Genomic DNA, 14,365 nt, shown 5'->3' with positions numbered 1-14,365 from the left:
CAATGCTCGCACAGGTCCTGCGGTTTCCGGTCCGGCTAGTTGCGCGGCTGAACGGGGCGGTCCTGGAGTCGGCCGACCGGCGGCGGCTTGGCCCGTTCCTCCAAACCGGGCGCCAAAAGCCCGGTTGGTACCACCGGAACGGCGGCCAACGGGAACAGCGCACACAGGACGAACGCGGTTGGATAGCCGAACGCGCCGATGATCATTCCAAACATCGGCGGACCGGCGAGGGTCACTAGTCGCTGGGTCGTGTTCTGCACCCCCAGCGCCCTGCCGCTCCAGAACTGGCCGGCGCATTCGGTGATCGCGGTGGCCTCTAAACCGTTGTCCATCACCGTGATCACCGAGGTCGTGACCATCAGCACGACGGCCAGGGGCCCGTAGTGGTCGTTGGTCAAAGCCAGCAAGGCCAGGGTGACGCTGGTGCCCAGCGCGATGAACCGAATGGGACGCATTCGGGATCCGATGCGGTCCGACCACCGCCCGGCCGCGATGCGGGTGACGGCGCCGAGGAGGGCAGTGATGGTCACCAGGGTGCCGGCGGACTCGACGGACCACCCTTGGCATTTGTGCAGCCACACCAACATGAAGGTGACCGTCATCGCCTGCGGCATCACCATCAACGCAGAGAGCGCATGGATGCGCCATAAGACTGTGGTGTCCCGGTAGGGGCTCGCCAATTCGTCGTCGCGCGCCACCGCTCGCGGTTTGCGGGGCGGGTCATGCGCAACCGCAGCGCCCACCACCGCCGAGATCGCACACGCCAATGCCGGAAACAGCAACCCCTGGGCGGGCGGTCCGTGTTCCGCCAGACCTGGTATTACGAAGGCGCCCATAGCGATTCCGAGCGGTTGCGCGGTCTGACGGACACCCATCGCTAGACCCCGCTGCTCGGGCGGGAACCAACCGGCGACTAGCCGGCCGCAGGCCGGGTTACAGCTGGCCGCACCCATGCCGCCAAGGAACAGCAGGACTCCCATCGCCACGAGCGAGTCGACTGTCGAGGCCGCATAGGCGGCGACTGCCGTCACCATCGAACCCACTGTGAGCACAATGCGTTCGCCGATGAGGTCGGCCACGTAACCCCAGGCGATCAGCGTCACCACCATGCCCAAGCTAGGCATCACCGACAGCAGACCGGTTTCGGACAATGGGGTTCCGTGCGCTGCTTCCAACGCCGGGATCAGAAACGGGACCGCGTTGATGAAGCTGAACGCACTGGCAGTCACCACGACCGCGACGGCAACCATCGACCAACGCGTCGCCGTGCCGACCGCGTCCGCTGACATCACGCAATGCTTGCACACATGTCAGGCGATAAGGAGGGCACGACGTGGGGAGATGTGGAGAGGCGTCGAGAGATGTGCGAAATCGCGGGCGTCACCGAGACTGAAAATTCGCAGGCCTCTACTCGCACTTCCGCTGCAATTCTTCAGTCTCGGCAAAAGGGTGCCAGGTGCGGGCCCTGCGGGCCCGCATCGTCACCCGGCTAGGCCTGGTCGCTCGGGCCCGCAGCGCCCGGCTACGCCGCGCTCGCGGCCCTCGCTAGGCTCATCCGAATGCGACTTGGACGAATCGCCAGCCCAGACGGAGTCGCCTTCGTCAGCGTCGAAGGCCAACTGGACGACCCGGCCAACCTGACGGCCCGCGAGATTGCCGAACACCCGTTCGGCACGCCGAGTTTCACCGGCCGCTCCTGGCCGCTGGCCGACGTCCGTCTCCTGGCTCCGATACTGGCCAGCAAGGTTGTCTGCATCGGCAAGAACTACGCCGACCACATCGCCGAGATGGGCGGCCAACCGCCCGCTGATCCGGTGATCTTCATGAAGCCCAACACCGCGATCGTCGGGCCGAACGTGCCGATTCGGTTGCCGGCCAACGCTTCACCTGTCCACTTCGAGGGCGAGCTTGCCGTGGTGATCGGCCGGGCCTGCAAAGATGTGCCCGCGGCCCAAGCGGCCGAAAATATCCTGGGCTACACCATCGGAAATGACGTATCAGCCCGCGACCAGCAGCAAGCCGACGGCCAGTGGACCCGCGCCAAGGGCCACGACACATTCTGTCCGATCGGACCCTGGATCGTCACCGACGTCGACCCCGCCGATCTGGGACTGCGCACCGAGGTCAACGGTGAAGTCAAACAGAACGCCCGCACCTCGCTGATGATTCACGACGTCGGCGCCATCGTGGAATGGATCTCGGCGGTAATGACCCTGCTGCCAGGCGATCTCATCCTGACCGGCACCCCGGCCGGAGTGGGGCCGATCGAGGATGGTGACACCGTCTCGGTCACCATCGAAGGAATTGGCACCCTGACCAATCCTGTAGTCCGCAAAGGAAAGTCGTGACCGCAACCGATCACGTCCGGGTTCGTTTCTGCCCGTCGCCCACCGGCACACCGCACGTCGGGATGGTGCGCACGGCACTATTCAACTGGGCCTACGCGCGGCACACCGGTGGCACCTTCGTTTTCCGCATCGAAGACACCGACGCCCAACGTGACAGTGAGGAAAGCTATCTGGCGCTGCTCGACGCACTGCGCTGGCTCGGCCTGGACTGGGACGAGGGTCCGGAGGTGGGTGGGCCGTACGCGCCCTACCGGCAGTCGCAACGCGCGGACCTCTACCGGGACGTGATCGCGCGGCTTTTAGAAGCCGGCGAGGCGTACTACGCGTTCTCCACGCCGGAGGAGGTCGAGGCACGCCATGTTGCGGCCGGGCGCAACCCGAAACTGGGTTATGACAACTTCGACCGGCACCTCACCGATTCGCAACGAGCGGCGTACCTGACCGAGGGACGCAAGGCGGTGGTGCGGCTGCGGATGCCCGACGGCGACCTCAGCTGGGACGACCTGGTACGTGGCACCACCACGTTTGCGGCGGGCACGGTGCCGGACTTCGCGTTGACCCGCGCCAACGGAGACCCGTTGTACACCTTGGTCAATCCCTGCGATGACGCGCTGATGAAGATCACCCACGTGTTGCGGGGGGAGGATCTGCTGCCGTCGACGCCGCGCCAACTTGCCCTGTATCAGGCGCTGATCCGGATCGGGGTGGCCGAGTGGATCCCGCAATTCGGGCATCTGCCAACGGTATTGGGGGAGGGCACTAAGAAGCTGTCCAAACGGGACCCGCAGTCCAATCTGTTCGCTCACCGCGACCGGGGCTTCATTCCCGAGGGCCTGCTGAATTATCTCGCTCTGCTCGGCTGGTCGATCGCCGATGACCACGACCTGTTCAGCCTCGACGAGATGATCGCCGCGTTCGACGTCGTCAACGTCAACTCCAACCCGGCCCGCTTCGATCAGAAAAAGGCCGACGCCCTCAACGCCGAGCACATCCGGTTGCTCACCGTGGAAGACTTCACCCGCAGGCTGCGCGACTACTTGGACACTCATGGGCATCACCTCGCACTGGACGAGCAGAGTTTCGCTACCGCGGCCGAACTGGTGCAGACCCGCATCGTCGTGCTCGGGGACGCATGGGGACTGCTGAAGTTCCTCAACGACGACGAGTACGCGCTCGACCCCAAGGCCGCCACCAAGGAGTTGGGCCCGGACTCAGCTGTGGTGCTGGACACGGCCATCGGCGCGCTGACGGGCATCGGCGACTGGACCACCGCGCAGATCGAGGAAGCCCTCAAAGGTGCCCTCATCGAAGGCCTGGCACTCAAACCGCGCAAGGCATTCGGCCCCATTCGCGTCGCGGCCACCGGCACCACGATCAGCCCGCCGCTGTTCGAGTCACTGGAGTTGTTGGGCCGCGAGCGCAGCCTGCTCCGGCTGCAATCCGCGCGTGAGCAGGTGGGCGTGCAGTAGGCGTGCGGATCGGGGCGCGAGTCTTTGGTAGTCTGCACTTCGGCTTCGAAAGGCCTGCAACGGCTGGCGGCAGCGGTCCACGACCTGGCATATGGTCAGTGAATAGGCTCTGACCAGCGGTTATAGGTGGCCGATGGGGTATGGTGTAATTGGCAACACAGCTGATTCTGGTTCAGCCATTCTAGGTTCGAGTCCTGGTACCCCAGCAAAGCCTCACCGGCTCAAGCGATTAGGTGGGGTTTTCGGGGTGAGCTATGCTGGCACTTCGGATCGTCGTTCTACTGGATCGTTTCTGGCCCCGTCGTCTAGCGGCCTAGGACGCCGCCCTCTCACGGCGGTAGCGTGGGTTCGAATCCCATCGGGGCTACAAAACGATTCACCGGTTACTGACGGCCTCCCCGGGCCGCCGGCGCGGTGGTACCGCCGACCGGCATACTCGTCATCCCCAACTTGCGATGATCCCACGAACGGGCACGCCTGCTGACGATGCGCACGCAGACGCGCTTGTTCATCATCTGCTCGACGAAGGGCTTCATCTCGTCGGTGTAGGGGCCGGTGTAGCGCTCCCAGACGCTGACGCCCACCCGGTGCGATACGTCCGGATCGTCGACGATCTCAGCGACACCCTCGAAGGAAACCCCACGCAATGTGTCATAGGTGTCGCCGTCCTCGATGAGGAAACTGACCCGCGGGTCCCTTTTCAGGTTGACCGCCTTCTGCGACTTGGCTTTGGTCTCCAACCAGATCTCGCCGTCCACCACGGCGTACCACATTGCCGTCAGATGCGGTTGACCGTCCGACCCGATGGTGGCCAGTGTCCCGGTCCGACTCTTGTTCACGAAATCGGAGATTTCCGCCTCGGACATGACGATGCTTGCGCGCTGATTCGTTCCCATGCGCGTCAGTCTGTCAGGCGGTGGCGGGCGGGACTGCGTCGGTGGTGGCGAGTCTGCGTTGGTGGTGACGAGTCTGTGTCGGTGGTGGCGAGTCTGTGTCGGTGGTGGCGAGTCTGTGTCGGTGGTGGCGAGTCTGCGTCGGTGGTGACGAGTCTGCGTCGGTGGCGACGAGACTGCGTCCACAACGCAATTCCAGCGACTGGCACGCGGTAGCCGCAGTGTGGGCGCGCTAGCCGCAGTCTCGGTGCACCAGCCGCAGTCTCGGTGCACCAGCCGCAGTCTCGGCGCGCCAGCCGCAGTGTCGGTGCACCAGCCGCAGTCTCGGCGCGCCAGCCGCAGTGTGGGCGCGCCAGCCGCAGTCTCGGCGTCTCAGGCGCGCTAGCCGCAGTCTCGGCGCACCAGACGTGCCAGTCGCAGGCTCGGCGCGCGTCAGAGCCGACGCGCTATCGCCTCCGCGGCGGCCAATAGGTCGGCGGCCCAACGTGCCCCGGGCCGTCGTCCCATCCGGTCGACCGGTCCGGAGACTGAGATTGCCGCGACCACCGCTCCGCGGCCATCGCGCACCGGTGCGGACACGCTTGCCACGCCGGGTTCGCGCTCCGCGACGCTTTGTGCCCACCCGCGCCGGCGCACTTCGGCCAGCACCCGGTCGGTGAACAGCGCCTCGGGCAGCACCGCCTGTTGAGTGGCGGCGTCGCTGTGGGCCAGTAGCACTTTGGCGCCCGAACCGGCCGTCATCGGCAGTCGCGCCCCGACGGGAACCGTATCGCGAAGCCCCGCAGGGGGTTCCAAAGCGGCGATGCAGACGCGCGCGGTTCCCTCCCGGCGATACAACTGCACACTCTCGCCCGTCGTCTCGCGCAATTGGGGAAGCACGGCAGCGCTGGCCGCCAACAGGGGATCGTTGACGTGTGCCGCGAGTTCACTGACCGCGGGACCTAGTCGCCAGCGGCCGTCCTCGTCGCGTCCCAGCAGTCGATGCACTTCCAGCGCGGCCGCCAGCCGATAAGTGGTGGCCCTCGGCAGGCCGGTGCGCTCGCACAGTTCGGCCAGCCCACACGGGTATTCCGCGACCACCTGCAGAATTCCGACGGCTTTGTCCAGGACGCCGATGCCGCTATGCTGTCTCACAGAGAGATACTAGCGTCTCGCATAGTGGGATCACAGCCCTGGATCATCGGCGAGCCGCGCACGAGCGAATCGAGGCAATCCGAGATGGCGGAACAGACGCGCAACCCGGCCCGGCCACGCACGATGGCCGAGAAGGTCTGGGACGACCACGTTGTCGCGTCGGGCAACGGCACCGAACCCGACTTGATCTACATCGATCTGCACCTTGTCCACGAGGTCACCAGCCCGCAGGCGTTCGACGGCCTGCGCCTGGCGGGGCGGCCGGTGCGCCGCACCGATCTCACCATCGCCACCGAGGACCACAATGTGCCCACCCTCGACATCGACAAGCCGATCGCCGACCTGGTGTCGCGGACTCAAGTGGAAACGTTGCGGCACAACTGCGCCGAATTCGGTGTGCGGTTACACCCGATGGGGGATATCGAGCAGGGCATCGTGCATGTGGTGGGACCGCAATTGGGGCTCACCCAACCGGGAATGACCGTGGTTTGTGGGGATAGTCACACATCGACCCACGGCGCTTTCGGCGCAATCGCGATGGGAATCGGTACCTCTGAGGTCGAACACGTGCTCGCCACCCAGACGCTGCGACTGCGTCCGTTCAAGACGATGGCGGTCAACGTCGACGGCGAACTGCCCGAGGGCGTGACGGCCAAAGACATCATTCTTGCGTTGATCGCGAAGATCGGCACCGGCGGCGGCCAAGGGCACGTCATCGAATACCGCGGCAGCGCCATCGAATCGCTGTCGATGGAAGGCCGGATGACCGTCTGCAACATGAGCATCGAAGCCGGTGCCCGTGCCGGGATGGTGGCACCGGACGAGACGACCTACGAATTCCTGCGTGGGCGTCCGCATGCCCCGGCCGGCGCGGACTGGGACGCCGCACTTGCCTACTGGCAACAACTACCCAGCGATCCCGGTGCGGTTTTCGACGCCGAGGTCTACCTCGACGCCGCCTCGCTGAGCCCGTTCGTCACCTGGGGAACCAACCCGGGACAAGGCGTGCCGTTGGCCGGTGCCGTGCCGGACCCCGAGCTGATGACCGATGACGCCCAGCGGCAGTCCGCGGAAAAAGCCTTGGCCTACATGGACCTTCGACCCGGGACGGCGATGCGTGACATCGCGGTTGACACCGTATTCGTGGGTTCGTGCACCAATGGCCGGATCGAAGACCTGCGGGTGGTGGCCGAGATCCTGCGCGGCCGCAAGGTGGCCCCGGACGTGCGGATGCTGGTCGTGCCGGGCTCGATGCGGGTTCGCGCGCAAGCCGAAGCCGAGGGGCTTGGTGAGGTCTTCACCGCTGCGGGCGCCGAGTGGCGTCAAGCCGGATGCTCGATGTGCCTCGGGATGAATCCCGATCAACTCGCGCCGGGGGAGCGTTGTGCCGCAACGTCCAACCGCAATTTCGAAGGGCGGCAGGGCAAGGGCGGCCGTACCCACTTGGTGTCACCGGCAGTCGCCGCCGCCACCGCGGTACGCGGCACGTTGTCTGCGCCCGCAGATTTGAACTAGTCGACTTTGAATTCACGCTGAGAAATAGAGGACGAGAATGGAAGCCTTTCGCACCCACACCGGTATCGGCGTACCGCTGCGGCGGTCCAATGTCGACACCGACCAGATCATTCCCGCTGTCTACCTGAAGCGCGTTACCCGAACCGGTTTCGAGGACGGCTTGTTCGCAAGTTGGCGCACAGACCCGTCATTCGTGCTAAATCTCAGCCCCTTTGACCGCGGCTCCGTCTTGGTCGCCGGGCCCGATTTCGGCACGGGATCCTCGCGCGAGCACGCGGTCTGGGCGTTGATGGACTACGGATTCCGGGTCGTTATCTCGTCTCGGTTCGCTGACATTTTTCGCGGTAACTCCGGCAAGGCCGGACTGTTGGCGGCCGAAGTTGACCAAGATGGCGTCGAACTTCTTTGGAAGCTCATCGAGCAGAGTCCAGGTTTGGAAATCACTGTCAATCTTCAAGATCGAAATATCGTCGCCGGAACGGCGGTGCTGCCGTTCAGGATTGACGATCACACGGCCTACAGACTGCTCGAGGGGCTCGACGATATAGCCCTTACGCTGCGGAAACTCGACGAGATCGAGTCTTTCGAAGCGGCTCGGCCGGCCTGGAAACCGCGGACTATCCCCACCTCCTGAAGTCCCGGGCGGGCCCGAATTTCAACTCCGTCGGCACGCTAAACCCGGGCCAATTTGCGGCTGTGCCACAGGTCAAGGGCGGCAATCGGATTCCGAAATCCCCGGCCATTCGCGTCTGAAAATGCGCGTGGCTCTTGGCAATTTGCCGGGTGAGGGTTTACCGTGTCCACTAGTCGGTTCCGAAAACGAGGAGCCCTGGCTTCGGAGGGTTGAATGAACAAAGCAGAGCTCATAGATGTGCTCACACAGAAATTGGGCTCAGACCGTCGGCAGGCGACCGCCGCTGTCGAGAATGTCGTCGACACGATTGTGCGCGCGGTACACAAGGGTGACAGCGTGACCATTACCGGTTTCGGTGTCTTCGAACAGCGTCGCCGCGCGGCCCGGGTGGCCCGCAATCCGCGTACCGGCGAGACGGTCAAAGTGAAGCCCACGTCGGTGCCGGCATTCCGTCCGGGTGCCCAATTCAAAGCCGTTGTGGCTGGCGCACAAAAGCTCCCGTCCGAAGGCCCCGCTGTGAAGCGTGGCGTGGTGGCGAGCGCGTCCAAGCGGACGGCGGCCAAGAAGTCTCCGGCCAAGAAGGCAGCGAGCAAGGCTCCGGCCAAGAAGGCAGCGAGCAAGGCGCCGGCCAAGAAGGCAGCGAGCAAGGCTCCCGCTAAGAAGGCGGCGAGCAAGGCTCCGGCCAAGAAGGCGGCAAGCAAGGCTCCGGCCAAGAAGGCGGCCAGCAAGGCTCCGGCCAAGAAGGCCGCGACCAAGACGCCGGCACGCAAGGCCGCGACCAAGGCTCCGGCCAAGAAGGCCGCAACCAAGTCCCCAGCCAAGAAGGCTCCGGCCAAGAAGGCTGCAAGCACTCGGCGCGGTCGCAAGTAGTTCTCACACGCGAATACCCTTCGGTTGGCAGCGATGCCATCCGGAGGGTATTTGCGTTGTCAGGCCCGGACGTTGGCGGCCAGCGCCCCGCCGATGTGATCCGCAGCGATCAGGCGACCGCCCGACAGGGACAGCACCCAGGTGCTCCCTTTGAGGTTGCGCGACTTTGCCGGGCGCACGCCTTCGCGCTCGCACCACCATGCGATCAGATCGGGAATGACCTTGCCCTGCGTACAGATCACGGGTGTGCCGGGCCGTCCGGCGATGTGCAGCACCCGCTGCCGGGCGCGCTTGGGATTCTTGGCGTAGGCCTCTTCGGTGAGATGTGGCTCGTTGTGGATCGTCACGTCGAGTTCAGCGGCCAGCGGTTCCACGGTCTGATGGCACCGCACCCGGTCGGCTGAGTACACGTGGGTGGCGCCGAACGCCAACAGCTGGGGAACCAGCGCCTCGGCTTGTGCGCGTCCCTTCTTGTCCAGCGGACGTTTGGTGTCGTCGCCGCGGAAACGCGACTTGCTGCCGGCGGTACCGTGGCGCACCACCAACACCGTCTTGGTATTCGCCGGTTGCTTGACGAACCGCCGCAAGACCTTTCGGTCCTGTCCGTAGTCCAGCTTCTTCATGGCCTCAGCCACCGGCAGCCAGAGCAGTTCGTCCACCTCGTTGCCGGGCTTGAACTTGCCACCGGTGCTGGCAGCCGCCCAGTAGTGCACCTTTTTGACGCCCTGGTCGATCGGGTAGGTGATGGTGGTGAGGCAGCGTCCCAAATGACTGTGGTGACCGGTCTCTTCGAGCACCTCGCGTACGGCGGCAACCGGTGCGGTCTCGCCGGGGTCGAGCTTGCCTTTGGGCAGCGACCAGTCGTCATAGCGCGGCCGGTGGATGACGGCGATCTCGATCGACTTGGCCGACTTGGCCGACTTGCCGCCGCCCGGTCGCCACAACACCGCGCCGGCGGCGTAGACGACCCGACCCCCTGCGCCTTGGTCACCGGATGAGCCTTCGATCGACACCTCAACTCCTGCAGGTTAATTCGGCGGGGTCGTACACAACGGTGAATGTGGTGTGCCGGGAGACGATGCCGGTCACGGGCTGCGGTGCCGCTCCATCAGCGAGGCCTGGTGGTCGCGCACACTTTCCCCTTCCCGAGGCGAGGCGGTCCACTGACCGTCGGATCCGAGCTCCCAGCAGCGGGTGGCCGGGTCCAAAGCCGATTCGAACAGATCGTCCAGTTGTGCGGTCAGACGCGGGTCCTTGACCTGTGCCATAACCTCCACCCTGCGGTCCAGATTGCGGTGCATCATGTCGGCGCTGCCAATCCAGAATTCGTCGATGGCCTTGAAATGCAGGATCCGCGAGTGTTCCAGGAAACGGCCGAGAATCGAGCGGACAAAGATATTTTCAGAAATGCCTTCGGCTCCCGGCCGCAGTGCGCAGATGCCACGCACCACCACCTCGACCCGCACACCGGCTTGCGAGGCGCGGTAGAGCGCATCGATGACCTGTTCGTCGACAAGGGCATTCATCTTCAGCCGGATTCGCGCGTCCTTGCCGTCGCGGTGGGCTTCGACCTCGCGCTCGACGCGCTCGATGATGCCGGTGCGAATTCCGTGTGGTGCCACCAGAAGATTGCGGTAGGTCAGTTTGCGGGAGTAGCCGGTGAGCGTATTGAACAAATCGGTGAGATCGGCGCCGATATTCGGGTCGGCGGTGAGCAGACCCACATCCTCGTACAGTCGTGCCGTCTTGCCGTTGTAGTTGCCGGTACCCACATGGCAGTACCGCCGGATGATGGGACCCTCGCGGCGCACCACAAGGCAGGTCTTGCAATGGGTTTTGAGGCCGACGAACCCGTACACCACGTGCACGCCCGCCTGCTCCAAGGTTCGTGCCCAGCGGATGTTGGCCTGCTCGTCGAATCGCGCCTTGATCTCCACCATCGCCACCACCTGCTTGCCGGCTTCGGCGGCGTCGATCAGGGCCCGAACGATCGGGGAATCACCCGAGGTGCGGTACAGCGTCTGCTTGATCGCCAACACATTCGGGTCGGCGGCGGCCTGCTCGATGAATCGCTGCACGCTCGTGGAAAACGAGTCATAGGGGTGATGCACCAGCACATCACCCTCGCGCAACGTCGCGAAAATGCTTTTGGGGGTTTCCCGATCGGCGAACGCGGGGTGGGTGGCCGGCACGAAAGCCCGGTCCTTGAGGCCTGGGCGGTCCAGGCCGTAGACCTGCCACAACGACGACAGGTCCAGCAGCCCAGGCACTTCGATCACATCACCGGGATGCACGTCGAGTTCACGCAAGAGGAGCTCCAGCATCCCCTCGGTCATATCGTCGGCGACCTCGAGCCGCACCGGCGAACCGAACCGCCGCCGCGCCAGTTCCCGCTCGAGCGCCTGCAGCAGGTCCTCGTCCCGATCCTCTTCGACCTCGAAATCGGCGTTGCGAGTAATGCGGAACGCGTGGTTCTCGACAATGTCCATACCGGGGAACAGCACCGGAAGAAACGCCGCAATCAACTCTTCCATGGGCAGGAACCGGACGACCACCGCTCCGTCGTCGTCGCCTGCGGCCTCGATTTCGACGAACCGGTCGACGTTGTCGGGCACCTTGACCCTGGCGAAATGCTGAGTGCCGTCCTCGGGTTGTTTGACGGTGACCGCCAGATTCAGGCTCAGCCCGCTGACGAAGGGAAAGGGGTGCGCCGGGTCGACGGCCAGCGGTGTCAGGACGGGGAAGACCTGCTCGTGGAAATAGGTCGACATTTCTTCGCATTCGTCCTCGTCGAGGTCGGACCACGTAATGATGTGGATTCCTTCCTCCTCCAGCGCGGGCAGCACTAGGTCGAGGAACACGCGCGCGTGCCGGCTGGCGATTTGCTGGGTCTGCTCGCCGATGCGGCGCAATTGTTCGCGCGGCGTCAATCCGTCGGCGGACCGAACCGACAGGCCCATCTGATCGCGCCGCTTGAGGCCGGCGACCCGAACCATATAGAACTCATCGAGATTGGAGGCGAATATCGCCAGAAACTTGGCGCGCTCCAGCAGCGGCATCGAGCTGTCGGCAGCCAGGGCGAGCACGCGAGCGTTGAAGTCCAGCCAACTCAGTTCACGATTGAGGTAACGCTCCTCGGGCAGGGGGTCGCTGATCGCGGCGGGGGTGGCCGCGGGCGGTGCCGCCGGTGCCGAGTCGTCTGGGTGCCAGGTCTTCTCGTCGTGGCGTGTCTGCGCCTGGGGGCTGGCTTCGATGTCGGTCACCTTGCGATCATTGCCTATCAACCGGTGTCGCTGCCAGCGGTCGGCGGACATCCATTTGCCGTTGGGCCGGCGTTCACCGCAGCGACGACTTTGCCCTGGGCTAGCGGTGTGTGAGGGCGCGGGCGGTCGCGGCACCGACTCCGAGTTGCCGGGCGGTCGCCAGGTCGGCGGGTGTGTCGACGTCGCAACGTAGCCCCGGCCACGCACCGGTGAGTTCGATGGCGCCCGAACGACGGTGCTGCGCGCAGGAATCCGGCCCGAACCGGGGGTTGAGTTCGACTCCGAAGGCGCACAACGCGGCGGTCCCCGTGCCCAGCCGGTCCGCCACGAAGCTGCGCTGGTACCGCCGCGCCGCGGTGATCGCCTCGTCCAGTTCCTGTGTTTGTAGCGCCGGTAGATCACCTTGCAACACAACAAGATTCGGGGTCGTACCGGCCACCGATCGCTCGGCTGCGGCGATGGCACTGTTCAACGGGTCGGGGTCGTCCGGTGTCGTGGGGTCGCCGAGCACGTGGGCCCCGAGGTCAGCCGCCGCGGCCGCAGCGGCCTCGTCGGGTGTGATGACCGTGATCGAACGCAGCGAACTCACACCCGCGGCCGCGGTCAAGGTGTCCACGAGCATGGCCAACACGACACTTTCGCGCGTTTGTGCCGAGAACACGGGAGCCAGCCTCGTCTTGGCGGCGGCCAACCGCTTGACGGCGATGATCAAGCCGACGTCGGCGGCGTGCCCCCAGCTCATGAGGGTCATCCTGCCAGCGCAGTGCTGTTCGTGGTTCAGAGCCGCCCGCGGGCGTGACGGCGGCGGGTCGGTAGGACTACTGTTTAGCGGCTGCGGATGGCACGGGCGAGACAGTGGGGGTGGTGGATGGCCAGGACGGGAGCGGTCGCGGTGATGGGCGCCGGTGCGTGGGGCACGGTCCTGGCCAAGGTTCTGGCCGATGCCGGTGGAGAGGTCACATTGTGGGCACGCCGTTCGGATGTGGCCAAGCAGATCAACACCACTCGGTACAACGCCGATTATCTTCCCGGCACGTTGCTTCCCGCCGGCATTCGTGCCACCTCCGACGCCGAGGAGGCGCTGTCCGGTGCCAGCACGGTACTGCTGGGGGTGCCGGCTCAGACGCTGCGGGCGAATCTCGAGCAGTGGAACGGTTTGTGGGCCGACGGCGCGACCTTGGTCAGCCTGGCCAAGGGGATCGAGCTCGGCACGCTGATGCGGATGAGCCAGGTGGTGGTGTCGGTGACGGCTGCGGATCCGTCCCAGGTCGCGGTGATCTCCGGGCCGAACCTGGCCAGCGAGATCGCGCAGTCCCAGCCCGCTGCCACCGTCATCGCCTGCAACGACTCCGGACGCGCGGTGGCGTTGCAACGTTTTCTGAACAGTGGCTATTTCCGTCCGTACACGAACTCCGACGTGGTGGGCACCGAGATCGGCGGGGCATGCAAGAACGTCATTGCGCTCGCCTGCGGGATGGCCGCCGGGGTAGGCCTGGGCGAGAACACGGTGGCAGCGATCATCACGCGCGGGTTGGCCGAGATCATGCGGCTGGGTCTGGCGCTGGGCGCCAAGGGCGCGACGCTGGCCGGCCTGGCAGGGGTGGGTGACCTGGTGGCGACGTGCACATCTCCGTATTCGCGCAACCGGTCGCTCGGTGAACGCCTGGGCCGCGGCGACAGCATGCACACGGCGTTGCACGGCAAGGACGGTCACGTGGTCGAAGGCGTCACCTCCTGCGAATCCGTGCTCGCCCTGGCTTCCAGCTACGACGTCGAAATGCCGCTCACCGACGCCGTGCACCGGGTCTGTCACAAGGGGCTTTCGGTGAACGAGGCGATCGCGTTGCTGCTGGGCCGCAGCACCAAGCCGGAGTAAGCAGGGCCTACCCGGTAGCCTCTCTAGGTTGTGACTGCCAGCAAGCGGGTTCGCGTCGCCGTCGTTTTCGGCGGGCGCAGCAACGAGCACGCCATCTCCTGCGTCTCGGCCGGCAGCATCCTGCGCAACCTCGACCCGCAACGGTTCGACGTGGTAGCTATCGGCATCACGCCGCAGGGATCGTGGGTGCTCACCGACGGCGACCCGGAGGCATTGGCTATCACCAATCGCCAATTGCCCGCGGTGACTTCTGAATCAGGTGCCGAATTGGCGTTGCCGGCCGACCCGCAGCGGCGTGGGCAGTTGGTGTCGCTGACGCCCGGCGCAGGAGACGTCCTGGGGTCAGTGGATGTGGTGTTCCCG

At 65.3% G+C, this 14,365-nt stretch carries 12 protein-coding genes, 2 tRNA genes and 1 pseudogene; 9 read left to right on the top strand and 6 right to left on the bottom strand.

The window, feature by feature from the left end; all coding sequences use genetic code 11:
- Nucleotides 1–35 precede the first annotated feature (35 nt).
- Nucleotides 36–1,289 (bottom strand): MFS transporter, encoded by a 1,254-nt coding sequence (locus A5636_RS11995; RefSeq protein WP_065158856.1) that lies wholly within the window; start codon nucleotides 1,287–1,289, stop codon nucleotides 36–38.
- A 270-nt stretch (nucleotides 1,290–1,559) separates the two neighbouring features.
- Between A5636_RS11995 and A5636_RS11990 the strand changes: the two genes are divergently transcribed.
- The 4 genes from A5636_RS11990 (at nucleotide 1,560) to A5636_RS11975 (ending at nucleotide 4,184) form a co-directional block, all read left to right on the top strand.
- Nucleotides 1,560–2,348, top strand: a complete 789-nt coding sequence (locus A5636_RS11990; protein ID WP_065158855.1) for a fumarylacetoacetate hydrolase family protein — start codon at nucleotides 1,560–1,562, stop codon at nucleotides 2,346–2,348.
- Entirely contained in the window at nucleotides 2,345–3,817 is a 1,473-nt protein-coding gene (gene gltX / locus A5636_RS11985; RefSeq protein ID WP_081287743.1) for a glutamate--tRNA ligase, read from the top strand. Before A5636_RS11990 ends, gltX begins: the two co-directional genes overlap by 4 nt.
- A 134-nt stretch (nucleotides 3,818–3,951) precedes the next feature.
- A tRNA-Gln gene (locus A5636_RS11980) sits at nucleotides 3,952–4,023 on the top strand.
- Between the two features lie 88 nt (nucleotides 4,024–4,111).
- A tRNA-Glu gene (locus A5636_RS11975) sits at nucleotides 4,112–4,184 on the top strand.
- A gap of 16 nt (nucleotides 4,185–4,200) precedes the next feature.
- Here the strand turns inward: A5636_RS11975 and A5636_RS11970 are convergent.
- Both A5636_RS11970 and A5636_RS11965 read right to left on the bottom strand, forming a co-directional pair.
- Entirely contained in the window at nucleotides 4,201–4,713 is a 513-nt protein-coding gene (locus A5636_RS11970) for a pyridoxamine 5'-phosphate oxidase family protein (protein ID WP_065158854.1), read from the bottom strand.
- Nucleotides 4,714–5,142: 429 nt separating this feature from the next.
- Nucleotides 5,143–5,844 carry an IclR family transcriptional regulator gene (locus A5636_RS11965; protein WP_065158853.1) on the bottom strand — a complete coding sequence of 234 codons (702 nt, stop codon included), beginning with the start codon at nucleotides 5,842–5,844 and terminating at the stop codon, nucleotides 5,143–5,145.
- An 84-nt stretch (nucleotides 5,845–5,928) separates the two neighbouring features.
- Here A5636_RS11965 and leuC point away from each other — a divergent pair, with 84 nt between their 5' ends.
- From leuC to A5636_RS11950, 3 genes are all read left to right on the top strand, one after another.
- Nucleotides 5,929–7,359, top strand: a complete 1,431-nt coding sequence (leuC, locus tag A5636_RS11960) for a 3-isopropylmalate dehydratase large subunit (protein ID WP_065158852.1) — start codon at nucleotides 5,929–5,931, stop codon at nucleotides 7,357–7,359.
- A gap of 37 nt (nucleotides 7,360–7,396) precedes the next feature.
- Nucleotides 7,397–7,993, top strand: a complete 597-nt coding sequence (leuD, locus tag A5636_RS11955; RefSeq protein ID WP_065158851.1) for a 3-isopropylmalate dehydratase small subunit — start codon at nucleotides 7,397–7,399, stop codon at nucleotides 7,991–7,993.
- A 213-nt stretch (nucleotides 7,994–8,206) separates the two neighbouring features.
- Nucleotides 8,207–8,863, top strand: coding sequence for an HU family DNA-binding protein (locus A5636_RS11950; protein WP_065158850.1), 657 nt, complete (start codon nucleotides 8,207–8,209; stop codon nucleotides 8,861–8,863).
- A gap of 59 nt (nucleotides 8,864–8,922) precedes the next feature.
- On the opposite strand, the gene A5636_RS11945 is transcribed toward A5636_RS11950, so the two are convergent.
- The 3 genes from A5636_RS11945 to cofC all read right to left on the bottom strand — a co-directional run bounded on the left by A5636_RS11945 (nucleotide 8,923) and on the right by cofC (nucleotide 12,868).
- Nucleotides 8,923–9,876, bottom strand: a complete 954-nt coding sequence (locus A5636_RS11945) for an NUDIX hydrolase (RefSeq protein ID WP_065158849.1) — start codon at nucleotides 9,874–9,876, stop codon at nucleotides 8,923–8,925.
- A 72-nt stretch (nucleotides 9,877–9,948) separates the two neighbouring features.
- Nucleotides 9,949–12,147: an RNA degradosome polyphosphate kinase gene (locus A5636_RS11940; RefSeq protein ID WP_155763779.1), complete on the bottom strand. Its 2,199-nt coding sequence runs from the start codon at nucleotides 12,145–12,147 to the stop codon at nucleotides 9,949–9,951.
- A gap of 79 nt (nucleotides 12,148–12,226) precedes the next feature.
- A complete protein-coding gene (gene cofC / locus A5636_RS11935; protein ID WP_155763778.1) occupies nucleotides 12,227–12,868 on the bottom strand; it encodes a 2-phospho-L-lactate guanylyltransferase in 642 nt (213 codons plus the stop codon).
- 126 nt (nucleotides 12,869–12,994) lie between these two features.
- Between cofC and A5636_RS11930 the strand changes: the two genes are divergently transcribed.
- Both A5636_RS11930 and A5636_RS11925 read left to right on the top strand, forming a co-directional pair.
- A complete protein-coding gene (locus A5636_RS11930; RefSeq protein WP_065158846.1) occupies nucleotides 12,995–14,002 on the top strand; it encodes an NAD(P)H-dependent glycerol-3-phosphate dehydrogenase in 1,008 nt (335 codons plus the stop codon).
- 30 nt (nucleotides 14,003–14,032) lie between these two features.
- A pseudogene (locus A5636_RS11925) lies at nucleotides 14,033–14,365 on the top strand (D-alanine--D-alanine ligase A); the annotation flags it as partial.

It is taken from the genome of Mycobacterium asiaticum (assembly GCF_001673315.1).
Classification (GTDB): domain Bacteria; phylum Actinomycetota; class Actinomycetes; order Mycobacteriales; family Mycobacteriaceae; genus Mycobacterium; species Mycobacterium asiaticum_B.
The sequence above is the reverse complement of the archived record's forward strand: the minus strand, read 5'-3'. Positions and strand labels throughout refer to the sequence as shown.